The sequence below is a fragment of the Enterobacter sp. DN genome (genome assembly GCF_046054285.1).
GTDB classification, from domain to species: domain Bacteria; phylum Pseudomonadota; class Gammaproteobacteria; order Enterobacterales; family Enterobacteriaceae; genus Enterobacter; species Enterobacter hormaechei_C.
The window spans coordinates 357,952-384,027 of record NZ_JBJJTG010000004.1 but is presented as its reverse complement, the minus strand read 5'-3'; the positions used below and the strand labels follow the sequence as shown (position 1 = coordinate 384,027).

At 56.3% G+C, this 26,076-nt stretch carries 23 protein-coding genes; 6 read left to right on the top strand and 17 right to left on the bottom strand.

Going from position 1 to position 26,076, the window contains the following annotated elements; all coding sequences use genetic code 11:
• Positions 1-88 precede the first annotated feature (88 nt).
• Genes ppdD through hofC form a run of 3 tightly spaced genes read left to right on the top strand, consistent with a single transcriptional unit; the run spans position 89 to position 3,092 of the window.
• Entirely contained in the window at positions 89-526 is a 438-nt protein-coding gene (ppdD, locus tag ACJTMZ_RS12690; RefSeq protein ID WP_252010805.1) for a prepilin peptidase-dependent pilin, read from the top strand.
• A 12-nt stretch (positions 527-538) separates the two neighbouring features.
• Positions 539-1,918: a type II secretion system protein GspE gene (gspE, locus tag ACJTMZ_RS12685; protein WP_149604232.1), complete on the top strand. Its 1,380-nt coding sequence runs from the start codon at positions 539-541 to the stop codon at positions 1,916-1,918.
• Positions 1,908-3,092 carry a protein transport protein HofC gene (gene hofC, locus ACJTMZ_RS12680; RefSeq protein WP_252010804.1) on the top strand — a complete coding sequence of 395 codons (1,185 nt, stop codon included), beginning with the start codon at positions 1,908-1,910 and terminating at the stop codon, positions 3,090-3,092. Before gspE ends, hofC begins: the two co-directional genes overlap by 11 nt.
• 33 nt (positions 3,093-3,125) lie before the next feature.
• Here hofC and ACJTMZ_RS12675 read toward each other — a convergent pair whose 3' ends face one another.
• Entirely contained in the window at positions 3,126-4,169 is a 1,044-nt protein-coding gene (locus ACJTMZ_RS12675; protein ID WP_017383777.1) for a GMP reductase, read from the bottom strand.
• A gap of 228 nt (positions 4,170-4,397) precedes the next feature.
• Between ACJTMZ_RS12675 and coaE the strand changes: the two genes are divergently transcribed.
• The 3 genes from coaE to yacG are packed head-to-tail and all read left to right on the top strand — an operon-like array spanning position 4,398 to position 5,965.
• A complete protein-coding gene (gene coaE / locus ACJTMZ_RS12670) occupies positions 4,398-5,018 on the top strand; it encodes a dephospho-CoA kinase (protein WP_017383778.1) in 621 nt (206 codons plus the stop codon).
• On the top strand, positions 5,018-5,761 hold the full coding sequence (gene zapD / locus ACJTMZ_RS12665) for a cell division protein ZapD (protein WP_017383779.1): 744 nt from the start codon (positions 5,018-5,020) through the stop codon (positions 5,759-5,761). The genes coaE and zapD overlap by 1 nt, the downstream gene beginning before the upstream one ends.
• 9 nt (positions 5,762-5,770) lie before the next feature.
• Positions 5,771-5,965 carry a DNA gyrase inhibitor YacG gene (yacG, locus tag ACJTMZ_RS12660; RefSeq protein WP_015572675.1) on the top strand — a complete coding sequence of 65 codons (195 nt, stop codon included), beginning with the start codon at positions 5,771-5,773 and terminating at the stop codon, positions 5,963-5,965.
• A 34-nt stretch (positions 5,966-5,999) separates the two neighbouring features.
• Here yacG and mutT read toward each other — a convergent pair whose 3' ends face one another.
• The 16 genes from mutT to ftsI all read right to left on the bottom strand — a co-directional run bounded on the left by mutT (position 6,000) and on the right by ftsI (position 26,072).
• Positions 6,000-6,392, bottom strand: coding sequence for an 8-oxo-dGTP diphosphatase MutT (gene mutT, locus ACJTMZ_RS12655; RefSeq protein ID WP_026080649.1), 393 nt, complete (start codon positions 6,390-6,392; stop codon positions 6,000-6,002).
• Positions 6,393-6,449: 57 nt separating this feature from the next.
• Positions 6,450-9,155: a preprotein translocase subunit SecA gene (gene secA, locus ACJTMZ_RS12650; protein ID WP_015572673.1), complete on the bottom strand. Its 2,706-nt coding sequence runs from the start codon at positions 9,153-9,155 to the stop codon at positions 6,450-6,452.
• Positions 9,156-9,213: 58 nt separating this feature from the next.
• A complete protein-coding gene (gene secM, locus ACJTMZ_RS12645; protein ID WP_032103219.1) occupies positions 9,214-9,717 on the bottom strand; it encodes a secA translation cis-regulator SecM in 504 nt (167 codons plus the stop codon).
• A 280-nt stretch (positions 9,718-9,997) separates the two neighbouring features.
• Positions 9,998-10,915: a UDP-3-O-acyl-N-acetylglucosamine deacetylase gene (gene lpxC / locus ACJTMZ_RS12640; protein ID WP_003856337.1), complete on the bottom strand. Its 918-nt coding sequence runs from the start codon at positions 10,913-10,915 to the stop codon at positions 9,998-10,000.
• Between the two features lie 101 nt (positions 10,916-11,016).
• Positions 11,017-12,168 carry a cell division protein FtsZ gene (gene ftsZ, locus ACJTMZ_RS12635; RefSeq protein WP_003856338.1) on the bottom strand — a complete coding sequence of 384 codons (1,152 nt, stop codon included), beginning with the start codon at positions 12,166-12,168 and terminating at the stop codon, positions 11,017-11,019.
• Between the two features lie 63 nt (positions 12,169-12,231).
• Positions 12,232-13,488: a cell division protein FtsA gene (gene ftsA / locus ACJTMZ_RS12630; protein ID WP_003856340.1), complete on the bottom strand. Its 1,257-nt coding sequence runs from the start codon at positions 13,486-13,488 to the stop codon at positions 12,232-12,234.
• Complete coding sequence (ftsQ, locus tag ACJTMZ_RS12625; RefSeq protein ID WP_003856342.1) at positions 13,485-14,327, bottom strand: cell division protein FtsQ; 843 nt, start codon at positions 14,325-14,327, stop codon at positions 13,485-13,487. The genes ftsA and ftsQ overlap by 4 nt, the downstream gene beginning before the upstream one ends.
• Position 14,328: 1 nt before the next feature.
• Positions 14,329-15,249 carry a D-alanine--D-alanine ligase gene (locus ACJTMZ_RS12620; RefSeq protein WP_017694515.1) on the bottom strand — a complete coding sequence of 307 codons (921 nt, stop codon included), beginning with the start codon at positions 15,247-15,249 and terminating at the stop codon, positions 14,329-14,331.
• Positions 15,242-16,717, bottom strand: a complete 1,476-nt coding sequence (gene murC, locus ACJTMZ_RS12615) for a UDP-N-acetylmuramate--L-alanine ligase (protein ID WP_003856345.1) — start codon at positions 16,715-16,717, stop codon at positions 15,242-15,244. The genes ACJTMZ_RS12620 and murC overlap by 8 nt, the downstream gene beginning before the upstream one ends.
• Positions 16,718-16,776: 59 nt before the next feature.
• Positions 16,777-17,841 (bottom strand): undecaprenyldiphospho-muramoylpentapeptide beta-N-acetylglucosaminyltransferase, encoded by a 1,065-nt coding sequence (murG, locus tag ACJTMZ_RS12610; RefSeq protein WP_033486445.1) that lies wholly within the window; start codon positions 17,839-17,841, stop codon positions 16,777-16,779.
• The gene (gene ftsW / locus ACJTMZ_RS12605; RefSeq protein WP_006810115.1) at positions 17,838-19,082 is read right to left on the bottom strand and encodes a cell division protein FtsW; all 1,245 of its coding nucleotides are present in this window, start codon (positions 19,080-19,082) and stop codon (positions 17,838-17,840) included. The genes murG and ftsW overlap by 4 nt, the downstream gene beginning before the upstream one ends.
• On the bottom strand, positions 19,082-20,398 hold the full coding sequence (gene murD / locus ACJTMZ_RS12600; RefSeq protein WP_015572669.1) for a UDP-N-acetylmuramoyl-L-alanine--D-glutamate ligase: 1,317 nt from the start codon (positions 20,396-20,398) through the stop codon (positions 19,082-19,084). The genes ftsW and murD overlap by 1 nt, the downstream gene beginning before the upstream one ends.
• 2 nt (positions 20,399-20,400) lie before the next feature.
• The gene (gene mraY, locus ACJTMZ_RS12595) at positions 20,401-21,483 is read right to left on the bottom strand and encodes a phospho-N-acetylmuramoyl-pentapeptide-transferase (protein ID WP_003856353.1); all 1,083 of its coding nucleotides are present in this window, start codon (positions 21,481-21,483) and stop codon (positions 20,401-20,403) included.
• A complete protein-coding gene (murF, locus tag ACJTMZ_RS12590; RefSeq protein WP_015572668.1) occupies positions 21,477-22,835 on the bottom strand; it encodes a UDP-N-acetylmuramoyl-tripeptide--D-alanyl-D-alanine ligase in 1,359 nt (452 codons plus the stop codon). Before murF ends, mraY begins: the two co-directional genes overlap by 7 nt.
• On the bottom strand, positions 22,832-24,319 hold the full coding sequence (murE, locus tag ACJTMZ_RS12585; RefSeq protein WP_040117211.1) for a UDP-N-acetylmuramoyl-L-alanyl-D-glutamate--2,6-diaminopimelate ligase: 1,488 nt from the start codon (positions 24,317-24,319) through the stop codon (positions 22,832-22,834). The genes murF and murE overlap by 4 nt, the downstream gene beginning before the upstream one ends.
• A complete protein-coding gene (ftsI, locus tag ACJTMZ_RS12580; protein WP_003856361.1) occupies positions 24,306-26,072 on the bottom strand; it encodes a peptidoglycan glycosyltransferase FtsI in 1,767 nt (588 codons plus the stop codon). The genes murE and ftsI overlap by 14 nt, the downstream gene beginning before the upstream one ends.
• Positions 26,073-26,076 lie beyond the last annotated feature (4 nt).

Here is a 26,076-nt window from a genome sequence, read left to right as displayed (position 1 = left end):
CTGAAAGCCCCTTCACGTTCACGCTTTTGTCCCTCGTTTCTGCATGCTGGCACTGCCACAGTAGCGCCACTTAACGTAAGGAGCAGACATGAACAGACAACAAGGATTTACCCTGATTGAGCTAATGGTGGTCATTGGCATTATTGCCATCCTGAGCGCGATTGGCGTTCCGGCTTATCAGAACTACCTGCGAAAAGCCGCGCTCACCGATATGCTGCAAACGTTCCTCCCCTACCGCACCGCCATTGAGCTTTGCGCCCTGGATCGTGGTGGTGTGGATAGCTGCGACGCAGGCACCAATGGCATCCCCTCCCCGACAACCACACGTTACGTTTCAGCGATGAGCGTGGCAAAGGGGGCCGTATCGTTAACAGGGCAGGAAAGCCTTAACGGACTTGAAGTGCTCATGACACCGATCTGGAGCGACGGTAACGGTATGACGGGCTGGACGCGTGACTGCAAAATTGCGTCCGACACGGCGCTCAGACAAGCCTGTGAAGATGTTTTCCGCTTCGACAACAACTGACAGGAGTGGACAATGAATACCGAACAGCTAATGACGCTCTGTCAGCGCCATCACGCACTACTACTCGCAAGCGACACCGATATGATCAGCATTGCGGTGGTGGGTAATCCTGCCTCTGAGCTGATGGAAGCGTTACGCTTCGCCACGCAGAAGCGTATTGATATTGAGTGCTGGACGGCAGAACGGATGGAAAAACGGCTTCAGTCCGTCTCATCATCACACCTGCCGGGCATAGCGCCAAACTCAGCCGCTGACGTGCTCAGTACAACCTTGCTGCAGGCAGTAAACCAGCGGGCTTCTGACATCCATATTGAACCGACGGAGCACGGCTACCAGATCCGTTTGCGAATCGACGGTGTTCTCTACCCGCAACTGCCGATCTCTGCCGCCCTCGGGACGACGCTTGCCGCACGCCTGAAGGTGCTGGGTCAACTGGATATTGCGGAGCGCCGCCTACCGCAGGACGGCCAGTTTACGGTGGAGCTGGCAAGCGTCCCCGTCTCTTTTCGTATCGCAACCCTTCCCTGTAGTGGTGGAGAAAAAATCGTGCTTCGTCTGCTTCACCAGGTACAGCAGGCACTGGAGCTTGAACAGCTGGGGATGAGCGCAGACCAGCAGGCCCGTTTTGCCGGGGCGCTTAACAGCCCTCAGGGGTTGATTCTGGTCACCGGCCCGACCGGTAGCGGGAAAACGGTGACGCTGTACAGCGCGTTACAGGCGCGAAATACCCCTGACGTCAATATTTGCAGCGTGGAAGATCCCGTTGAAATCCCGCTTGCAGGCTTAAACCAGACGCAGATTAATCCGCGCGCGGGGCTGACCTTTCAGAGCGTGCTGCGTGCCCTGCTCAGGCAGGATCCTGACATCATTATGGTGGGTGAAATTCGTGACGGCGAAACTGCAGAAATTGCCATTAAGGCGGCGCAAACCGGGCATCTGGTGCTGTCCACCCTCCATACTAATTCGACGACTGAAACGCTGGTACGGCTGCAACAGATGGGCGTCGCGCGCTGGATGATCTCTTCGGCGCTCTCGATGGTGATTGCCCAGCGACTGGTGCGCCGTTTATGTCCGTACTGCCGACAGGAAGCCAGCCGCCACACCGAATTACCCCGCACGCTGTGGCCCCGGCCGCTTCCTCGCTGGCAACCCACCGGCTGCGATCGCTGCTACCACGGTTTTTATGGTCGCGTAGCCATTTTTGAAGTGCTCGTCATCGACGACACGCTGCGGCAGGCCATCGCCAGCGGAGCAAGCACGGAGGTGATTGGGTCCAGCGCTCGTCAGGCGGGAATGACCTCTTTGTTTGAGCATGGCTGCATGGCCGTAGAGCAAGGGCTGACCACGCTCGAAGAGCTGTTGCGCGTCCTGGGAATGCCCGATGGCTGCTAATTCGCTCTGGCGCTGGCGTGCCCTGAACACCGAGGGGGAGGTGCAAACCGGCACCCTCTGGGCCATCGACCGTGACGCAGCTTACACGGCTCTGGTGCTTAAACAACTGCACCCGCTGGCGCTAAAACGCTGTCAGCAGCGCCAGCGATGGCAAGTGCAGCACTGCTACGATATTTTTCGCCAGCTCGCCACGCTGCTACAGGCCGGGCTCACGCTGTCCCAAAGCCTGCACATGCTGGCGGAACAGCACCCTTTGCAGCACTGGCAGGCCTTGCTGCACAGTCTTGCTGATGACCTGAGCGAAGGTTGCGCCCTGTCAGAGGCCATGAAGAAATGGCCAGAGGTCTTTAGCCCTCTTTATGTCTCAATGGTGAAGACGGGTGAGCTGACGGGTAAGCTCGAAGCCTGCTGCCGTCAGCTTGCGCAGCAACAAAAATCCCAGCAGCAGCTCAGTGCGAAGGTGAAGAAAGCGCTGCGCTATCCGCTGATCATCCTGACGCTGGCCGTTTTCGTGGTGCTGGCGATGGTCACGCTGGTTTTGCCTGAGTTTGCTGCAATCTACAAAACGTTCAACACCCCGCTCCCTTTGCTCACGCAGGCAGTCATGGGGCTGGCGGCCTTGGTTCAGGCGCATATCCTCACCCTTTTGACCCTGCTCGTGGCAATGGTTGTCATCGCCTGTAAGCTGCGGCGGCATCCACGCTGGCAGTATGTCTTGTTACACGTACCGGTGATGGGCACGCTGACGCGCGGGCAAAAACTGGGGCAGATTTTTACCGTGCTGTCATTAACCCAGCAGGCCGGAATTGCCTTTTTACAAGGACTGGAGAGTGTGGAGGAGACCGTTGAGAGGGGCTACTGGCAGGAGAAACTCCGTGAGATACGCAGCGATATCGAACAGGGGATGCCCGTGTGGTCCTCCTTCCAGAAGGCCTCTGTTTTTACGCCACTGTGTATTCAGCTCATTCGCACCGGAGAAGTGTCGGGTTCACTGGATGTGATGCTGATGAGTCTGGCCCGCCACCATACGGAACAGACATTTCAGCAGGCAGACAATCTGGCGGCGCTTCTTGAGCCTTTGCTACTGGTCGTGACGGGTCTGATTATTGGCACGCTGGTGGTGGCAATGTATTTGCCGATTTTCCATCTGGGGGATGCAATGAGCGCGGGGTAACGCTGGCGCACGGACGCGCGCCAGCCGTAGCCGTCAGAGGCTATTGAATACGCGGTTTTCCTGCTCCTGAACGCGGATAAACGTCGTGCGTTTCGTCAGCTCTTTCAGGCGGGAAGCACCAACGTAGGTGCAGGCAGAACGCAGACCGCCGAGGATATCGCGCGCCGTGTTTTCGACCGGACCACGCAGTGGCAGCTTAACGGTTTTGCCTTCCGCCGCACGGTATTTCGCGACACCGCCCACGTGACGGGTCATCGCGGATTCAGAGCTCATTCCGTAGAACAGCATGAATTTCTCGCCGTTCTCTTCTACCACGGTACCGCCGCTCTCTTCGTGGCCAGCCAGCATGCCGCCGAGCATCACGAAATCCGCGCCGCCGCCGAAGGCTTTCGCGACATCGCCTGGCATGGTGCAGCCACCGTCGCTGATGATCTGGCCGCCCAGACCGTGCGCAGCGTCAGCGCATTCAATTACCGCAGACAGCTGCGGATAACCCACACCGGTTTTCACGCGCGTGGTGCAAACGGACCCCGGGCCAATGCCAACTTTTACAATGTCGGCCCCGGAGAGGATCAGCTCTTCACACATTTCACCGGTCACCACGTTGCCCGCGATGATGGTTTTGGTTGGCCAGGCCTCACGTGCCTTGCTGACGAACTGAACGAAATGCTCGGAATAACCATTTGCCACGTCAATGCAGACAAAATTCAGCGCTGGATTGGCGTTCAGGATCTGTTTGGTTTTCTCGAAATCTGCATCAGAGGTACCGGTCGAGACCATCACATGCTTCACCACGTCAGCCGAGGCGGAGGCGACAAACGCATCCCACTCTTCAGCGCTGTAGTGTTTGTGTACCGCAGTAAGGATGTCGAATTGCGCCAGTGCGGTCGCCATCTCGAAGGTTCCGACGGTGTCCATGTTGGCCGCGATAATCGGCACGCCAGACCACGTCTGACCGGAATGCTTAAAGGTGAATTGACGTTCGAGTTCAACGTCTGAGCGACTTTTCAGTGTAGAGCGTTTAGGGCGGATAAGAACGTCTTTGAAACCTAACTTCAGATCTTCTTCGATACGCATGTGCGGATTCCTGGGGTTAGAGGCAAATATATTAAAAGCACAACTCCAGTGACGCTATCATACGCACTAATACCTGCTCCGCAAGACTGCGAAATTCTCTTTTTTTACGCTACAATCCTATAAATTTACCTGGTAAAAAGCGGGTAAAGAGAGCTAAACATTGGCTGTTGTAAGTTTGAATTTTAAGCAACTGATTTTAAAACTGAATAATTCCCAGGATCTGATTTAATGGGGTATATCGTCGCATTAACCGGCGGCATCGGTAGTGGTAAAAGCACCGTTGCGCACGCGTTTGCTCGTCTCGGCATCACGATTATCGACGCCGATATCATTGCCCGTCAGGTGGTAGAACCCAATACACCCGCCTTAAACGCCATCGAAGCGCATTTTGGTCGCCGTGTGATACAGGCTGACGGCACCCTGAATCGTCGGCAGCTGCGTGAGTGCATATTTTCCGATCCAGCGGAAAAAGCCTGGCTTAATGCCCTGCTCCACCCCATTATCCACCAGGAAACTCAGCGTCAGATTGCCGCAGCCCTTTCGCCCTATGTGTTGTGGGTGGTCCCGTTACTGGTGGAAAATCAGCTTCAAAATAAAGCAGACAGAACGCTGGTGATTGACGTTTCCCGCGAAACGCAAATCCAGAGAACCATGGCGCGTGACAATGTTTCTCGCGAGCATGCTGAACAAATTCTTGCCGCACAGGCCACGCGCGAAGCGCGCCTCGCCATTGCGGATGATGTTATTGATAATAACGGCGCACCAGATGCCATTGCATCGGATGTTGCTCGTCTGCACGCGCAGTATCTGACCTTCGCCGCGCAGGCCGTTGCACAGGAAAAACCATAATGTCGACTCATATCCTTTTTGAGCACCCGCTTAACGAAAAAATGCGTACCTGGCTACGCATAGAATTTCTTATTCAACAGCTTTCACAACATCTGCCTGTCAACGATCACGCCACGGCGCTGCATTTTTTCCGCAACGTGGGCGATCTGCTGGATGTGATTGAACGCGGCGACGTCCGCACTGAGCTGTTGAAAGAGCTGGAGCGCCAGCAGCGTAAATTACAGGCCTGGGCCGAAGTACCGGGCGTGGATCAAAGTCGAATTGACGCTTTACGCAAGCAGCTGAAAAACAGCAGCACGACCCTGATGGCCGCGCCGCGCGTTGGCCAGTTTTTACGAGAGGATCGTCTGATTGCGCTGGTGCGCCAGCGCCTGAGCATACCGGGCGGATGCTGTAGCTTTGACCTGCCAACGCTGCATATGTGGCTGCACATGCCGCAGGAACAGCGCGATCGCCAGGTGAACAGCTGGCTGGGCAGCCTGGAGCCGATGAATCAGACGTTATCCCTGATCCTCGATCTTGTGCGTAACTCTGCCCCGTTCCGCAAACAAACCAGTCTCAACGGTTTCTATCAGGATAACGGCGACGACGCCGATCTTCTGCGCCTGAACCTGTCTCTTGGCGAGCAGCTTTACCCGCAAATTTCCGGACATAAAAGCCGTTTCGCGATCCGCTTTATGCCGCTGGACAGTGAACATGGCACCGTGCCGGAACGCCTCGATTTTGAACTGGCCTGTTGTTAAGGAGTGCCAATGTCTGACGTAACCACCGTAAACTGCCCAACCTGTGGGAAAACTGTCGTCTGGGGAGACGTAAGTCCATTTCGCCCATTCTGCTGTAAGCGCTGTCAGCTTATAGACCTGGGCGAATGGGCGGCGGAAGAGAAACGCATTCCGAGCGAAGGCGATCTCTCGGATAGCGATGACTGGAGCGAAAACCAGCAGTAACGTTCAAAGCCTGCTGGCGCGTCGCTTAGCAGGCCTACGGTTGTGCGGCCAGCCGGAGGATCACAGGCTCATTGGCAGGCGGGAATTTTTCCGCATCGCTGGCCTGAAGCTCAATCCAGTTACCCGGCTGCCCCTCTTTTCCCCACGGCTCACCTTCCCAGTTTTCAACCAGCCAGAACCACAGCGTGATGTGACGATCCGGAAACTGGTACTCCAGCTTATCGAACAGCGTTGCGCCAAGCGGGGTGATCCCCACCTCTTCCTGAAGCTCACGCACCAGCGCCTGCTCCGGCGTTTCACCTGATTCGATTTTTCCGCCGGGGAATTCCCATTTGTTGGCCATGTGCGCATCGGCGGCACGTTGGGTAATGAAGATCTGATTTTGCGGGTTGCGAATGATCCCGACAGCAATTTGCAGTGTTTTCATCATGTCACTTCCATAAAAAAGGCGCAGATATCTGCGCCTTTTCAGTTTGTTATGTTCTTAACTCAGACGGCCGTGGCACGCCTTGTATTTTTTGCCGGAACCGCATGGGCACGGATCGTTACGACCGACTTTACGATCGCCCGTCTGCGCTGCGATTGCCGCTGCGGCTTCGCTCTCATCGGTCTGATGGCTCAGCTGCTGCATCTGTGCCAGACGCTCAGCTTCTTCACGACGCTGCTGCTCCATCGCTTCCACTTCTTCCGGCATACGCACCTGAACTTTGCTCAGGGTGCTGATGACTTCATACTTCAGCGACTCCAGCATGGCAGCAAACATGGAGAAGGATTCACGCTTGTACTCCTGCTTCGGATCTTTCTGCGCATAACCACGCAGGTGGATACCCTGACGCAGGTAGTCCATTGCCGCCAGATGCTCTTTCCACAGGGAGTCCAGGGTCTGCAACATTACGCCTTTCTCGAAGTGACGCATCATCTCTGCGCCAACCACTTCTTCCTTACGCTTGTAGACGTCCAGCGCGGTTTCGTAGATACGCTCGCGCAGGGTCTCTTCGTGCAGCTCAGGCTCTTTGTCCAGCCACTCTTTGATTGGCAGTTCGAGATCGAAGTCGTTTTTCAGACGTTCCTGCAAACCTTCGATATCCCACATCTCTTCCAGAGACTGCGGCGGAATGTGCGCGTCGATAGTGGCTTTGAACACATCTTCGCGAATGCTGTTGATGGTTTCGCTCACGTCGGACACGTCCAGCAGTTCGTTACGCTGGGTGTAGATCGCACGACGCTGGTCGTTGGCAACGTCATCATATTCCAGCAGCTGCTTACGAATATCGAAGTTGCGGCTTTCTACTTTACGCTGGGCGTTGGCAATCGCTTTGGTAACCCACGGGTGCTCGATCGCTTCGCCAGGTTTCATGCCCAGTTTACGCATCATGCCGGACACACGGTCAGAGGCGAAAATACGCATCAGCGCATCTTCCATAGACAGATAGAAGCGGGAAGAACCGGCATCACCCTGACGACCTGCACGACCGCGCAGCTGGTTATCGATACGACGAGATTCATGACGCTCGGTACCAATGATGTGCAGACCACCGGATGCCAGCACCGCGTCATGACGCACCTGCCAGTCGGCTTTGATCTGCGCGATTTGCTCTGGGGTTGGGTTTTCCAGCTCCGCCACTTCGGCCTGCCAGCTACCGCCGAGCATAATATCGGTACCACGACCCGCCATGTTGGTGGCGATGGTTACGGCAGCCGGGTAACCCGCCTGCGCAACGATATCTGCTTCTTTAGCGTGGAACTTGGCGTTCAGAACGTTGTGTTTGATGCCCGCTTTAGTCAGCTCGTTAGATACCACTTCGGATTTCTCGATGGAGATGGTCCCCACCAGTACCGGCTGGCCCTTCGCGGTACGTTCGCGAATATCTTCGATGATCGCCTGAATTTTTTCCGCTTCAGTCATGTATACCAGGTCCGGCATATCCTTACGGATCATCGGACGGTTGGTAGGTACTACCACGGTATCCAGCTTATAGATGGAGCTGAACTCAAACGCTTCGGTATCTGCGGTACCGGTCATCCCCGCCAGCTTCTCGTACAGACGGAAGTAGTTCTGAAAGGTGATGGATGCCAGCGTCTGGTTTTCGTTTTGAATATCCACGCCTTCTTTCGCTTCCACGGCCTGGTGCAGGCCATCGGACCAGCGACGTCCCTGCATGGTACGGCCGGTGTGTTCATCGACGATGATGACTTCGCCGTCTTTAACGATGTAGTCAACGTCGCGGGTGAACAGGGCGTGCGCGCGCAGTGCGGCCGTTACGTGGTGCATCAGCATGATGTTGCTCGGGGAGTACAGAGACTCGCCCTCTTCCATAATGCCTTCAGCCACCAGCAGCTCTTCGATTTTCACCAGGCCGCGTTCGGTCAGGTTGACCTGACGCGCTTTTTCATCCACGGAGAAGTGACCTTCACCCTGGAAGGTATCGGAGTCTTCTTTCTCCTGACGCAGCAGGTGAGGAATGATTTTGTCGACTTTACGGTACATCTCGGAGCTGTCTTCGGCCGGGCCGGAGATGATCAGCGGGGTACGCGCTTCATCGATCAGAATGGAGTCAACCTCATCCACCAGCGCATAGTGCAGTTTACGCTGGACGCGCTCTTCCGGGCTGAACGCCATGTTGTCGCGCAGGTAGTCGAAGCCGTATTCGTTGTTGGTGCCGTAGGTGATATCTGCGTTATAGGCTTCACGCTTGGCAGGTGCCGGCAGGCCGGACATGTTAATGCCTACGGTCATGCCGAGGAATTCGAACAGCGGACGGTTGTTTTCGGCGTCGCGCTGCGCCAGATAGTCGTTGACGGTAACAACGTGAACGCCCTTACCCGTCAGCGCATTCAGGTAAGCCGGCAGCGTTGCCGTCAGGGTTTTACCTTCACCGGTACGCATTTCCGCGATGCAGCGCTCGTTGAGCACCATCCCGCCCAGCAGCTGCACGTCGAAGTGACGCATGCCGAACACGCGTTTACTGGCCTCACGTACAACGGCGAAGGCTTCCGGGATCAGGCTTTCTAAGGTTTCACCTTTCTCCAGACGCGCACGGAACTCCGCGGTTTTCGCTTTCAGCTCATCATCAGTGAGCTTCTCCATCGCCGGTTCCATACCGTTGATGACGTTCACAGCTTTGCGCATGCGGCGCAGGGTACGATCGTTACGACTACCAAAAACTTTGGTTAACAATTTGATTAGCATAATAAATTCTCAAACGCCCCAGTCGGGCAGATAAATTAAGGTATTGAAAAAGGTTAATTTAGCTGAGGCGTTGAGGCCCGGCACGGATGCCGTGAACCTGGCTAATCCATGTCGAAACAGAGAAGGATGCAGGGGAAACAAAATCCGTTTGCGCCGTCTGATTTACGGTCACTGGCGGCTGGTTGTCCTGCGTCAGAAGCGCATTAAGCGTATCGAGCAGGGCAAGATGCTGAGCCTGAACCGGCAGCGTTTCTTCCGCAACAGGCATCGTCTGCGGCGCCATCGCGAACGACAGATGGCGGATAACCGTGCGAATCGCGTGCTGCTGCCAGTAATCAACGGAGAAATTGGGACGGCGGCTGGCTTCAAGCCATGCGAGATTAGTGAAGTTAACCCGTGTGGTGAGATCGTGTTTGGTCGTCGTGGAACGTGCTGGCGTGGCCGCGTCTGCGCTGTTGCTGAGCACAGGCAAGCCGAAACTCGCCGCGACCATCCCCAATAAGAGATGCGGCCAGAAGTAACGTCTGCCAAATTGTCGCCAGCGCGTCAGTATTCCGCTCACTTGCTCCACCACGTTCGCCCGCCAGTGCAGGCTGAGTTCAGTTATTCTTTTTTAGCGCCCAGATATTACCACTAAAGCCAATACACGGCAGCAGGAATGACACCTTGCAGCAGGTAAAAACGGTCAATAATGCAGCGAACACACCGTTATTCGGCACCCGACACAGGCCAGGGGTGAGGGGGACAAATTAAAGAAGGGCAGAAATAAAAACGACTGGCTTCCCTGGTCGGAGAGAGTACCAGGTGAACCAGTCGCTTTTCTTACGAAACGGCTTTAACCGTTACGCCAGGACCATAGTCGGGGCTTTGAACGCCAGCGGCAGTTCAGCTTCGTCTTCGAAGGTCACATATTCCCAGGCTTCCTGTTTTGCCAGGACGGCCTGCAACAGTTTGTTGTTCAGTGCATGACCGGATTTAAACGCGGTAAATGCACCAATGATGTTGTGACCACACATGAAGAGGTCGCCGATCGCGTCCAGCATTTTGTGACGAACAAATTCATCTTCAAAACGCAGGCCGTCTTCGTTCAGTACGCGATAATCGTCAACAACGATGGCACAATCGAAGCTGCCGCCCAGGCACAGGCCGCGGGATTGCAGATATTCGATATCACGCATAAAGCCGAAGGTACGTGCTCGGCTGATCTGACGCATGAACGCATCCGCAGAGAAGTTCATCGCATAGCGCTGGGTGCTGGAGTCAATCGCCGGATGGTTAAAATCGATGGTGAAGTCCAACGAGAAACCATTGTACGGTTTGAATTCAGCCCATTTGTCGCCATCTTCGACGCGAACGGTCTCTTTAATGCGAACAAATTTCTTCGCGCAGTTCAGTTCTTCGATGCCGGCATCCAGCAACAAATAAACGAACGGAGCAGCACTCCCGTCCATGATCGGGATTTCTGGCGCATCGACTTCAACCATAATGTTGTCGATACCCAGACCCGCCAGGGCGGCGTTCAGGTGCTCTACGGTAGAAATCCGCACGTCATGCTCGTTCACCAGACAAGTACAGAGCATAGTATCACGCACAGATTTGGCATCGGCCGGAAAATCTACCGGTGGATTCAAGTCGGTGCGACGATAGATGACCCCGGTATTGGCCGGCGCAGGGCGTAACGTCAGTGTGACTTTCTTGCCGGTATGTAAACCGACGCCCGTCGCCTGAACGATACGTTTAAGTGTCCTTTGTTTGATCATCGTATAATCTCGCCAAATTAACTATCCAACCGAGAGTGTATATCACTAACGGTGGGCCAGTTTAGCACAAAGAGCGCAAATCCCCAAATTCCAGCCAATTCTTAGTCAGCTTGCTTACGCAGGAACGCCGGGATATCCAGATAATCTGGCTCTTTTGCCGTTTGTGGAGTCGGGTCGTTCACCACTTTCGCAGCGGGTTTTTGCTCCTGAGTCAGAGGCGCCATACCGTGCTGCTGGTAACGATCCATAACCGGCTGCTGAGTCTGTTTGTTGGTCACCAGGGTGATCTCAGGACGCTTGTCCATCCCGATACCGGTGGCCACAACGGTCACACGCAGTTCGTCGTTCATTTCCGGATCAAGGGACGTACCGATAACGACGGTCGCGTTGTCAGAGGCGAACGCACGGATGGTGTTACCCACAGTTTCGAACTCATCCAGACGCAGGTCAAAGCCAGCGGTAATGTTGACCAGCACGCCGCGCGCACCAGACAGATCGATATCTTCCAGCAGTGGAGAAGAGATCGCCATTTCAGCGGCTTCTTCCGCACGGTCTTCGCCGCTCGCCACGCCAGAGCCCATCATCGCGTAGCCCATCTCGGACATCACGGTGCGAACGTCTGCAAAGTCAACGTTCATCAGACCTGGACGGGTAATCAGTTCAGCAATACCCTGAACCGCGCCTTTCAGCACGTCGTTTGCCGCGCCAAAGGCGTCCAGCAGAGAGATACCGCGACCCAGCACTTTCAGCAGCTTGTCGTTCGGGATGGTAATCAGAGAGTCCACGTGCTTGGACAGCTCGGTGATACCCTGCTCCGCGAAAGCCATACGCTTCTTACCTTCAAAGTTGAAAGGCTTGGTCACGACAGCAACGGTCAGAATACCTAAATCTTTAGCGACTTCCGCCACAACGGGTGCTGCACCGGTACCTGTACCGCCGCCCATACCCGCTGCGATGAAGACCATGTCTGCACCGTCCAGTGCAGCGCGCAGCGCTTCACGATCTTCTTCTGCCGCGTTGCGGCCCACTTCCGGGTTAGCCCCTGCTCCCAGACCTTTGGTGATGCCACCACCGATCTGAATCGTCTGGCCAACAGCCGTTTTACGCAGCGCCTGCGCATCGGTGTTCACCGCGAAGAATTCAACACCTTCGATGCGCTCGCGCACCATGTGCTCTACGGCATTACCGCCGCCGCCACCGACGCCGATGACTTTAATCACCGCGTCGTTGGTTAATTCCATAGGTTCAAACATAATCTCTCTCTCCGTTGTGCCTGTCGCCCGAGACCGCTAATTCTCTCCGGTCTCTTAAAAAAATTAAAACTCTTTTCGCAACCAGGTGTTAAGTCGTTTGACCCAAGACCCCACCGAGACGCGTTTTTCCACTTCTGCTTCACCACTCAAATGGGATTCTTTCCCGTAGTGCAGCAGGCCCACGGCCGTTGAGTAATACGGCTCCTGAGCGTAATCCGTTAAACCGGTAATATTCAGCGGCGCACCAATACGCACCTGCGTATGGAAAACGCGCTGAGCGCAGGCCGCAAGACCTTCAATTTGCGCTGCCCCGCCGGTTAATACAATCCCCGCCGCGAGATGATGTTTCACACCCTGCTGGCGAAGCTGTTCCTGTAACTGCAAAATCTCTTCGTTGACCAGGTTGAGCAGCTCGGTATAACGCGGCTCAATCACCTCTGCCAGCGTCTGGCGTTGCAGGCTGCGCGGCGGTCGCCCGCCTACGCTCGGCACTTCAACGCTCTCGTCTTTGCCGACGATAGAGCCCAGCGCGCAACCATGGCGCACTTTAATCGCCTCTGCATCGCTCGGTGGCGTACCAAAGGCGTAAGCGATATCGCTGGTCACCACATTCCCGGCGTACGGGATCACTTTGGTGTGGCGTAACGCACCGCCGGTATAGACGGCCATGTCCATTGTACCACCACCAATATCGACCACACAGACGCCCAGTTCACGTTCGTCTTCGGTCAGCACGGAATAGCTCGCGGCAAGACCGGCGAAAATGAGTTGGTCAACTTTCAGGCCACAACGTTCAACGGCTTTTACAATGTTCTTCGCCATATCGTTGTGACATGTGATCAGGTGCACTTTTGCCTGCATACGCACGCCCGACAGACCGACCGGATTCTTGATGCCTTCCTGGTAGTCGATCGCGTATTCCTGCGGGATCACATGCAGCACACGGTGCTCGTCGCGAACACGCACGGATTTCGCCGTGTGGACAACGTTCTCAACGTCTTCCTGCGTCACCTCTTCTTCAGAAATCGGCACCATACCGATTTCATTCTGGCAGCTGATGTGCTTACCAGACAGGGCCAGATAGACAGAGGAAATCTGGCAATCTGCCATCAATTCAGCCTGGTCGATGGCGCGCTGAACGCATTTCACCACCGACTCAAGGTCGTTTACCCCACCTTTATCCATACCACGGGAGGGGCAGCTGCCCACGCCAATGATATTGACCATACCGTCGGGCAGAACTTCCCCTACCAAAGCGGCAACCTTCGCGGTGCCAATCTCCAGTCCTACTACCAATTTTCTGTCCGTCGACTTGATCATTGTTGTTCTGCCTGTACCTGTGCCTGATTTTGTTGCTGATTAGGTTCCTCGACCGGAGCCGGCTCCCAACCGACTGCTGCGCCTGAGTCATAGCGCAAATCAACGTAGCTTATCCGTTTGCCATCCGTCTGCGCCTGCTGCTGTAAAACCGGGTAAAGTTCTACAAAACGCGCCAGACGTTTCATTGTGTCGCCGCGGCCAAGATTGAGCTTAATGCCATTCGTTAGGGTCAACTGCCAGGAACGGCGCGCCGTCATCGCAGCATCTTTTAACGTAAAGCGATCCTTAGCCAGCACCTGCCCCATCTCACGAAAACCCTGCAATACTTCGTTTTCGCTGCCTTCCGGGCCATACAACATCGGTAAATTCTGCTTGTTGACACGATCGCTCGGGACGCTGAACGAATTTCCGTCTACGTCAACCATATGCTGATCATTCCAACGCGCAATCGGCACATATTCAACCAGATGAATCTTCAATTCATCAGGCCATTGTTTTCTGACACTCGCCTGTTTTATCCACGGCAGACGTTCAATCTGACTCTGGATAATGTTGACGTCCTGCGTCATAAAGGTGCCAGGCGACCCAAGCGCCAGAATCGACTGGCGAATGTCATCGTTACGCGTGTAGTGTCGCTCCCCGGTCACCACCAGCTTCGACAGCGGCAACCGCTGCGCGTCTTCCATCCAGCCCAGCACCATCCAGCCGCTGATAAACACGGTGCACAGCACCCCGAGCAGGAAGATGATCCCTGCAAGACGCGTTCCATTACTCCGCCGCGAAGAGGAGTATTCTTCTTCGTCATCGCGGTTGCGCGTGTTCAATGCAGCCTGAGACATATCAGCCCGCCTGGTCCAGAATACGTACGACTAACTGCGAGAAGCTCATTCCCGCCTGACGCGCCGCCATCGGCACAAGGCTATGGCTGGTCATACCCGGAGACGTGTTTGCTTCCAGCAGATAAAATTGCCCGTCACCGTCAAGCATCACGTCAATGCGTCCCCAGCCACGACATCCCAGCACATTCCAGGCTTTAAGCACCAGAGACTGTAATTCGGCCTCACGCTCTGCTTCAAGACCCGCTGGGCAGAAATATTGCGTCTCATCAGAGAGATACTTCGCCTCATAATCATAGAAGACTCCGGCGGGTTGGATGCGAATTGACGGTAAAATTTCTTCGCCAAGCATCGCGACGGTAAATTCCGGCCCGCTAAGCCATTTTTCAATCAGAACTTCTTCATCATGTTGAAATGCCAGTGCTAAAGCGTCAGCCAAATCTACAGCTTTATCGACTTTGGACATTCCCACGCTCGACCCTTCACGGCTCGGCTTCACAATAACCGGTAAGCCCAGTGCCGCAATGCGTGTATTAACGCTGTCCGACAGACCCAATTCATATTCACGACGCGTCAGTGCAACCCATGGCGCAACGGGCAGGTCCGCCCCCTGCCACAGCAGTTTGCTGCGCAGTTTATCCATGGAGATGGCGGATGCCATCACGCCGCTGCCGGTGTACGGCATGCCGATCAGCTCCAGCAGCCCCTGCAACGTGCCGTCTTCACCGCCGCGACCGTGCAACGCGATAAAGGCTTTATCGAAGCCCATCGCTTTCAGCTGCGTGACGTCCACCTCTTTCGGATCAACCGGATGCGCGTCCACACCACCTTCACGCAGGCCCGCCAGCACGGCAGCGCCCGAATTCAGAGAAACCTCGCGTTCGGCGGAAGTGCCGCCAAACAGGACAGCAATCTTATCAGCCATGACGCTCGTCCTCCTGAGTTTGCGGCTTCAGTTTGATTTCAGCTAAGGTACGGGCGATTTTGCCGATATTTCCCGCGCCCTGAATCAGGATCAGATCGTTACCCGTCAGGACCGGGGCAAGCATTTCAGCCACCTGCGCCGGGTCGGGAACCAGAATAGGATCCACTTTACCGCGTCCACGGATGGTACGACATAAAGAACGACTGTCCGCACCCGGAATCGGAGTTTCACCCGCTGCATAAACATCCAGCATCAGCAGGGTATCGACCTGCGAAAGGACGTTGGCAAAATCGTCATACAGATCGCGAGTACGCGTGTAACGGTGCGGCTGGAAGATCATGACCAGATTCTTTTCCGGCCAACCCGCGCGTGCCGCTTTGATGGTTGCGTCCACTTCCGTCGGATGGTGACCGTAGTCGTCTACCAGCATCGCAGAACCTGGCTTACCGTTTACCGGCTCCAGCGGGAATTCACCGAGGAAGTCGAAGCGACGGCCCGTCCCCTGGAAGCTCTCCAGTGCGCGCAGGATCGCTTCATCGTCAATGCCTTCTTCTGTCGCAACAGCCACCGCCGCTGCCGCATTCAGGGCGTTGTGACGTCCCGGAGCGTTCAGGGTGACATGCAGCAGGTCTTTATCCTGACGCGCGAGGGTGAAATGCCCCTGCGCACCGATCTGCTTGTAATCTTCTACGCGTACATCCGCGTCTTCGCTGAAGCCGTAGGTCGTAATTTGACGCCCGACGCGCGGCAGCAGCTCGCGAATAACCGGATCGTCCACGCACATCACCGCACGGCCATAGAACGGCAGGTTGTGCAGGAAGTTAATAAAGGTCTGCTTTAAGTTCTCGAAGTCGCCCTGGTAAGTGTCCATATGGTCAGCTTCGATGTTGGTGACGATCGCCACCATCGGCTGTAGATGCAGGAACGACGCATCGCTCTCATCCGCTTCCGCAATCAGATAACGGCTGTGGCCCAGACGCGCATGCACGCCAGCGGCTTTCACCAGACCACCGTTAACGAACGTCGGGTCGAGACCCGCTTCCGCATAAATGCTGGAGACCATCGCTGTTGTGGTGGTTTTACCGTGCGTACCGGCCACCGCAATGCCGTGACGGAAACGCATCAGTTCCGCCAGCATTTCCGCGCGACGGATCACCGGGATGCGCGCCTCATGCGCCGCAACGATTTCCGGGTTATCCGCGGAGATAGCGCTGGACACCACAACCACGCTCGCATCGCTCACGTTTTCCGGGCGATGATTGAAATAGATAGTCGCCCCCAGCGACGCCAGCTGCTGCGTAACAGGGTTTGGCGCCAGGTCAGACCCGCTGATCTGATAGCCTTCGTTAGCTAACACTTCGGCAATACCGCCCATGCCAGCACCACCGATGCCGACAAAGTGAATGTGCCGGACGCGACGCATCTCGGGCACGATAGAACGCAGTTTTGCCAGTTGTTGTGTATTCATTCTCTAAACGCCATCGACTACTTCAAAAAAATCGTGCAGCGCAACACGCACTGCGAGAATTATGCCTGGGCTGCCAGGCTCACTTCTTTTGCCACCCGTTCCGTTGCATCCGGGATAGCGGTCGCGCGTGCGCGTTGCGCCATCTCCAGTAATACATCCCGGTTCCAGCCCGCCAGGGTAGTGGCGACCGCATCAGCGGTAAATTGTGGCTGCTCAAAAATCTTCGCTGCGCCCGCTTTCTCAAGCGGCAGCGCATTCCAGTACTGCTGTCGGTCTTTGTGCTGGAACGGCACAAACAGCGCCGGTAAACCGGCGGCGGCGATTTCGCTCACCGTCAGCGCGCCCGAGCGACAGACCACAACATCGGCCCAGGCATAGGCTGCGGCCATATCATCAATAAATTCAGTCACTTTATGCTGCGGCTGACCTTCCTGCGCGTAGGCCTGCTCAACGGTCTGCTGAGCGCCCTTCCCGCTCTGGTGCCAGATGGTCACCGCATCACCCAGTTTTGCCGCAACCTGCGGCATCGTCTGGTTTAAAATACGTGCGCCCTGGGAACCGCCGACGACCAGCACGCGCACCGGCCCTTCGCGACCCGCCAGACGCGTATCTGGCAGCGGCAGCGCCAGCACGTCCACACGTACCGGATTCCCTACGACATCCGCTTTCGGGAATGCCCCGGGGAAGGCCTGCATAACTTTGGTGGCGATTTTTGCCAGCCATTTGTTGGTCAACCCGGCAATACCGTTCTGCTCATGCAGAACAACGGGGATGCCCAGTGACCACGCCGCCAGTCCGCCCGGACCGGAAACGTAACCGCCCATGCCCAGAACGACGTCAGGCTTAAAACGCTTCATAATGGCGCGCGCCTGACGCCAGGCATTGAAAATGCGCACCGGCGCCAGCAGCTGCGCCTTGATCCCTTTGCCACGAAGGCCAGAAATACGAATAAAGTCGATCTCGATACCGTGTTTAGGTACCAGATCGGCTTCCATGCGGTCTGCGGTTCCCAGCCAGCGTACCTGCCAGCCCTGTTCCATTAAATGGTGCGCAACCGCCAGTCCCGGGAACACGTGTCCACCGGTACCGCCTGCCATCACCATTAACCGCTTCGGTTGATTCATCGTGAACCTCGTGTAAACGCCTGAGCTTTCTCCAGACGCGTTTCATAATCTATGCGTAACAAAAACATGATGGCCGTCGACATGATCAGCAGACTCGAACCACCATAACTGATCAACGGCAACGTCAGACCTTTGGTCGGCAGCATACCCGCTGCCGCCCCAACGTTTACCAGCGCCTGGAAGCTAAACCAGATACCAATTGAGCAGGCCAGGAAACCGGAGAAGCGGTGATCGATCTCCAGCGCTTTCCGGCCAATCGACATGGCGCGGAAAGCGACGAAGAATACCATTAATAGCGCCAATACCACACCGATATAACCCAGTTCTTCCCCAATAATGGAGAAGATGAAGTCGGTGTGCGCCTCCGGTAAATACTCCAGTTTTTGTACCGAGTTGCCCAGGCCTTGACCCCAGACTTCGCCGCGGCCAAACGCCATCAGCGACTGCGTCAGCTGGTAACCGCTGCCGAACGGATCTTCCCATGGGTTCCAGAACGAGGTCACACGGCGGATACGGTAGGGCTCGGCGAGGATCAGCAGCACCACCGCCGAAATCCCCATCCCGATGATGGCAATGAACTGCCACAGTTTTGCGCCCGCCAGGAACAGCATCGCCAGCGTAGTGACAAACAGTACGACTACCGTACCGAGGTCGGGCTGCGCCAGCAGCAGGATCGCGAGGACCAGAATCACGCCCATCGGTTTTAAGAAGCCACGAAGGTTGTTACGAACTTCGTCAACTTTACGCACCAGGTAGTTAGCCAGGTAGCAGAACAACGACAGTTTGGTGAACTCCGCGGGCTGGATACGCAGTGGCCCAAAGGCAATCCAGCGTGATGCCCCGTTAACGGAGCTCCCGACAACCAGAACGATCAACAGCATGATGATTGAGGCGATGAGCATGGCTGTACTGTGCCGCTGCCAGAACGACATCGGCAGGCGTAAGGTGATCATTGCCAGGCAGAACGCGAGAATGATGTACAGCCCGTCACGCTTGGCAAACAGGAACGGGTCGTTTGCCAGACGCTGTCCGACAGGCATTGACGCCGAGGTGACCATAATAAAGCCGATCGCTGCCAGCCCCAGCGTGAGCCAGAACAGCGTGCGGTCGTACATGATCAGGCTATCGGAATCTTTATCCCGGGAAGCCATCACCCAGCCTTTCAGCGCCGTAAACAGCCATACCAGGATACCAAATCCTGGCAGGCGCGGCATTTTCAGGCGAGGGAGAGATAAACGCATCAGCCTAACTCCTTCGCCAGGCGGGTAAAGACATCACCCCGCTGTTCGAAACTCTTGAATTGATCGAGGCTGGCACAGGCTGGCGAGAGCAGTACCATATCGCCGGGCTTCACGCGTGGGGCGATGAGGCGCATCGCCTGCTCCATGGTCTCGGTTTGCTCGGCGACTTCAGGACGCAACGCCGCCAGCTCGCTGCCATCGCGGCCAAAGCAATACAGGCGCACGTTATCACCGTTGAGGTACTGCTTCAGCGAGGAGAAGTCAGCCGATTTACCGTCGCCGCCCAGCAGCAGGTATAGCGTGCCATCAACGTGCAAACCGTTCAGTGCCGCCTCGGTGCTACCCACGTTGGTCGCTTTGGAATCATTAATCCAGCGTACGCCGTTGTGCTCCAGCGCCAGCTGGAAGCGGTGCGCCAGGCCGGTAAAGGTGGTGAGCGCCTTCAGGCTTGAAGATCGCGGCAGGCCAACAGCATCCGCCAGCGCCAGCGCCGCCAGGGCATTAGTGTAGTTATGCTGGCCGGAGAGCATCATTTCTTTCACGTTCAGCACTTTCTCACCTTTCACACGTAGCCAGGTTTCGCCCTGCTGACGATTAAGGTGATAGTCACCCATGTTAATACCGAAGCTAATGCAGCGTTCGTCTGCGCCGCGCACCGGCATGGTGAGTGCATCATCGGCATTCACTACGCAAACTTTGGCATTTTCATAAACGCGCAGTTTGGCCGCACGGTACTGCTGCAAGCCGAACGGGTATCTGTCCATATGATCTTCGGTGACGTTTAGGATCGTCGCCGCCGCCGCATGCAGGCTTGAAGTGGTTTCCAGCTGGAAGCTGGAAAGCTCAAGGACGAACAGCTCACACCCTTTATCAAGCAGCATCAGAGCGGGCAGACCAATGTTACCGCCCACGCCGACATTTTTGCCCGCCGCCTTCGCCATTTCCCCCACCAGCGTGGTGACGGTGCTTTTACCGTTTGAACCGGTAATGGCGACGATCGGGGCCTGCGCCTCCCGGCAGAACAGTTCGATATCGCCGACAATCTCAACGCCCGCATCCGCGGCGGCGTTCAGGGAAGGATGCGCCAGCGCCATACCGGGGCTGGCAACAATCAGATCGGCGGCCAGCAGCCACTCATCATTCAGACCACCCAGGTGGCGTTCAACCTGCTCCGGCAGCTTGTCCAGACCCGATGGAGAGACGCGCGTATCCATCACGCGCGGCGTCACGCCACGCGCAAGGAAAAAGTCCACGCAGGAGAGGCCGGTGAGGCCCAACCCGATGATTACGACTTTTTTGCCCTGGTAATCTGCCATGATTAACGTACCTTCAGCGTTGCCAGGCCAATCAGCACCAGCATCAGCGAAATAATCCAGAAGCGCACAATGACGCGCGGCTCCGGCCAGCCTTTCAGTTCATAGTGGTGGTGAATCGGTGCCATACGGAAAATGCGCTGACCGCGCAGCTTGAAGGAACCGACCTGCAAAATCACCGATAGCGTCTCAACCACAAACACACCGCCCATGATCACCAGCAGGAACTCCTGACGCAGCAGCACGGCGATAATGCCCAGCGCACCGCCCAGCGCCAGTGAACCGACGTCGCCCATAAAGACCTGCGCCGGATAGGTGTTAAACCACAGGAAGCCCAGCCCCGCCCCGACAATCGCCGTACAGACGATCACCAGCTCACCCGCATGTCGCAGGTACGGGATGTGCAGGTAGTTTGCAAAGTTCATGTTACCGGTCGCCCACGCCACCAGCGCGAAACCGCCCGCGACAAACACGGTTGGCATGATGGCCAGGCCGTCCAGACCATCGGTCAGGTTGACGGCATTGCCGGTGCCGACGATCACAAAGTAAGCCAGCAGAATGTAGAACAGCCCCAGCTGCGGCATCACGTCTTTGAAGAACGGCACCACCAGCTCGGTGGCCGGGGTGTCTTTTCCTGCCAGATAAAGCGCGAAGGCCACGCCCAGCGCAATCACCGACATCCAGAAATACTTCCAGCGGGCGATCAAACCTTTGGTGTCTTTGCGCACGACTTTACGATAGTCGTCAACAAAACCGATGATCCCGTAGCCAACCAGGACGGTCAGCACGCACCAGACGTAGGGGTTAGACGGATAGGCCCACAGCAGAACGGACACCACAATCGCGGTCAGGATCATGATCCCGCCCATGGTCGGCGTACCGCGCTTGCTGAAGTGCGATTCCGGACCATCGTTGCGTACAACCTGGCCGAAAGAGAGTTTTTGCAGACGGGCAATCATGCGCGGGCCCATCCACAGCGAGATGAACAGCGCAGTCAGCAGGCTGACGATGGCGCGAAACGTCAGATAGGAAAAGACGTTAAAGCCTGAGTAATATTTGACCAAATGTTCGGCCAGCCAAACTAACATGTCCCGTTCTCCTGTAATGCGTGCACAACCTCTTCCATGGCGGCACTACGTGAACCTTTAACTAAAACAGTCACAATCTGTTTTTCTGTAATCAATGCCTTCAGGCGTTCGATCAGTGCAGATTTATCGGCAAAATGTTCGCCAACTTCACTGGCATCGGAAATGGCCTTGCTCAGCGTGCCTGCGCTCAATACGCGGTCAAGCCCGGCGGCTTTCGCCGCTTCACCCACCTGAACATGGCAGGCTTCGCTTTCATCACCCAGCTCGGCCATATCGCCCACAACCATCACGCGATAGCCCGGCATCTCAGACAAGACCTGCACGGCCGCCGTCATGGAGCCGACGTTAGCGTTGTAGGAGTCATCCAGCAGAAGTTTGTTTTCAGCCAGCTGGATCGGGAAAAGACGCCCCGGCACGGCTTTTAAATTTGCCAGACCTGCTTTGATCGCCGCGTGTGAGGCACCTACCGCCATTGAGAGCGCTGCCGCAGCAAGCGCATTGGCGATGTTATGACGACCGGGCAGGGGCAGCAGCACCTCGATGTCGCCCGTTGGGGTCGTGAGGGTGAACTCGGTGCCGTGTGACGTCACATGAATGTTGGTCGCCGAAAAATCACTGTTTGCCGCATTCGGTGAGAAGCGCCAGGTTTTGCGTGAACCAATGATGCTCTGCCAGTTCAGCCAGTCGTTGTTATCGGCGTTCATAATGGCGATGCCGTCATCCGGCAGGCCGGTATAAATTTCACCTTTCGCTTTCGCCACACCGGCCAGCGAACCAAAACCTTCAAGATGTGCCGCCGCCAGGTTATTCACCAGCGCCGCTTCCGGACGCGTCAGGCTCACGGTCCAGGCGATTTCGCCCTGATGGTTAGCCCCTAACTCAATCACCGCATATTCATGCTCGTGGGTCAGGCGCAGCAGCGTCATCGGTACACCGATGTCATTATTAAGGTTGCCCGCCGTATAAAGCGTGTTACCGCACTGGCTAAGGATCGCCGCCGTCATCTCTTTAACGGAGGTTTTACCCGACGAGCCCGTCAGCGCCACGACGCGTGTTCGCACCTGCTGGCGAACCCATGCCGCCAGCTCGCCAAACGCCAGGCGCGTATCTTTCACCACAATCTGCGGCAAATCGATATCGAGCTTACGGCTGACCAGCAGCGCGCCCGCGCCGTTATCTTTAGCCTGTTGCGCAAAATCGTGGGCGTCAAAACGCTCGCCCTTCAGCGCCACAAACAGGCAGCCCGCCGTCACCTTACGGGTGTCGGTGGTCACAGCCTCAATGGTTAGATCCTGACCATGCAGCATCCCCTGCAATACCGCAGCGGCCTGGCTTAACGTAATGCTAATCATGCCACCACTCCCAGCAGACGCGCTGCCGTCACGCGGTCGGAGTAATCCAGACGACGATTGCCGACGATCTGATAATCTTCATGACCTTTACCGGCCAGCAGAACCACATCGTTCTCCTGCGCCTGCATAATGGCGTTGGTCACGGCCTCCGCACGGCCTTCCACCACGCGCGCACGACCCGCATCCAGCATGCCCGCCAGAATGTCATTGATAATGACCCGCGGCTCTTCGGTACGCGGGTTGTCATCGGTTACCACGGGAATATCCGCGAACTGCTCAGCTATGGCGCCCATCAGCGGACGTTTGCCCTTGTCGCGATCGCCACCGCAGCCAAACACGCACCAGAGCTTGCCTGCGCAGTGCAGACGCGCCGCTTCCAGCGCTTTTTCCAGCGCATCCGGCGTGTGTGCGTAATCCACGACCACCGTCGGCTTGCCCGGCGCGCTGAACACTTCCATGCGGCCACAGACCGGTTGCAAACGCTCAGACGTTTTCAGCAGATCCGCCATCGGGTAGCCCAGCGCCAGCAACGTCGCCAGCGCCAGCAGCAGGTTACTGACGTTAAAGGCCCCCATCAGGCGGCTTTCAATTTCACCTTCGCCCCAGGTGGAAGCGAAGCGGATCGTCGCCCCACTATCGTGGTAGTTCACCTCGACCGCCTTCAGCCAGCGGCCGCGGCAGTTCGGATTAATGCGATCTTCCATCGACACCGCCACCGCATCCGGCAGTTTTTCCAGCCAGCGGCGACCGACTTCGTCGTCGGCGTTAATGATCGCCTGCCCGTGGTGGTGAGTGGAATAAAGCAGCCATTTCGCCGCTTCGTAGTGCTCCATATCACCATGATAATCAAGGTGATCGCGGCTCAGGTTAGTAAAGACAGAGGCAGCAAATTTCAGGGCCGCCACGCGATGTTGTACCAGACCATGGGAAGAGACTTCCATCGCAGCGAAGGTCGCCCCCTGCTCAGCGAGGCCCGCCAGCACACGCTGCACGTCAACCGCCGAGCCTGTAGTGTTTTCCGTCGGGCTTACTTTGCCCAGAAGACCGTTCCCCACCGTGCCCATGACGGCACCGGTTTCGCCCAGCAGCTGCGCCCACTGCGCCATCAGCTGAGTGGTGGTGGTTTTTCCGTTGGTTCCTGTCACGCCAACCAGCTTTAACTGGTCGGAAGGTTCGTTGTAAAAACGTCCTGCCAGCGCGGAGAGACGCTCATTCAGCTGGCTGAGATAGATGACCGGCACGCCGTGCATTTCACGGATCTCACCGTCTGTTGCCTCATCTTTGGCCTCAGCAATAATGGCAGCAACACCTTGCGCAATCGCCTGCGGGATATAACGACGCCCGTCCGCCTGATGACCCACTACTGCCACAAAAAGATCGCCAGAAGCCGCTACGCGGCTGTCCAGTACCATCTCTCGCAGTGCTCGCGCAGGTAGCATAGGCACCCACGGAGCAAGAAGGTCGCGCAAATTACGATCTGCCACCTGTTCCCTCGCCTTGATTAATTACAAATTCACTTTTTTCGCCCGTCGCCAGCGCATCCGGTTCAATGTTCATGGTGCGCAACACGCCGCCCATAATAGCCCCGAACACAGGCGCGGAGACGGCGCCGCCGTAGTATTTACCCGCCTGCGGATCGTTGATGACGACCACCAGCGCAAAACGCGGATTGCTTGCAGGCGCTACGCCTGCGGTATAGGCAATGTATTTGTTGATATAGCGGCCGTCCGGCCCCACTTTTTTCGCTGTACCGGTTTTAATGGCGATACGATAGCCCTTAATTGCGGCCTTCACGCCGCCACCGCCAGGTAACGCGACGCTTTCCATCATATGCACGACGGTACGAACGATAGATTCCGGGAAAACACGTTCCCCCGGAACCGGTGGATCAACTTTGGTGATCGACAGCGGACGATAAATGCCATAGCTGCCAATCGTTGCGTAGACTCGCGCTAACTGTAAGGGAGTTACCATTAGCCCGTAGCCGAAAGAGAAGGTGGCCCTCTCTATGTCAGACCACCGTTGTTTTTGAGGATATAAGCCACTGCGTTCTCCGACCAACCCCAAATTGGTCGCCTTTCCCAGCCCAAAACGTGAGTAAGTATCTACTAACGCTGAGGACGGCATCGCTAACGCCAGTTTTGACACACCGACGTTACTCGACTTCTGTAAGACCCCGGTCAGGGTCAGTTCGCTGTAACGTGCCACGTCTTTGATTTCGTGACCGTTAATTCGATAAGGAATCGTATTCAGAACGGTATTTTCGTTGACGATGCCTCGCTGTAGAGCCGTCATCACCACCATAGGTTTTACGGTTGAGCCGGGTTCAAACACATCGGTGATGGAGCGGTTACGCATTGCATCTTTTGCTGTACCGGCAAAATTATTCGGGTTGTATGAGGGGCTACTGGCCATCGCCAGCACTTCACCTGTCGCCACATCCACCAGCACGGCGCTGCCCGATTCCGCCTTGTTAAACGCGACGGCGTTGTTCAGCTCACGATAGACCAGCGCCTGCAAGCGTTCATCAATACTCAGGGCCAGGTTGTGCGCGGCCTGGCTGTCTGTCGAGGAAATGTCTTCAATGACGCGACCATAGCGGTCTTTACGCACGATTCGCTCGCCAGGCTGGCCGGTAAGCCACTTGTCGAAGCTTTTTTCAACGCCCTCAATCCCCTGGCTATCCACGTTGGTAAAGCCAATCAGGTGCGCGGTGACTTCGCCCGAAGGATAGTAACGGCGGGATTCTTCCCGCAGATGAATGCCGGGCAGCTTCAGTTTCTTAATGTAGTCAGCCATGTCAGGGTTCACCTGACGGGCAAGATAGATAAAGCGCCCTTTCGGGTTGGCGTTAACGCGCGACGCCAGCTGATCCAGCGGCATTTTCAACGCGTCTGACAGCGCCTTCCAGCGGTTATCAAGGGTGATCCCGCCTGCATCGTGTAACTCTTTCGGATCGGCCCAGATCGCCTTCACCGGCACGCTCACCGCCAGCGGACGGCCGGAACGATCGGTGATCATCCCACGAGAGGTAGAAACTTCCTGCACGCGCAGAGAACGCATATCACCCTGACGTACCAGCATGTCAGGCGCGATGATTTGTAGCCACGCCACGCGTCCCAGCAGGAAACCCAGCGCCAGTAAAATGCAGCCGCAAAGCAACGCAAAACGCCAACTGACAAAGTTGGCCTGTTCTTCCTGGCGTTTTGGTTTTAGCGTTTTTGCCGCTGCTTTCATGCGT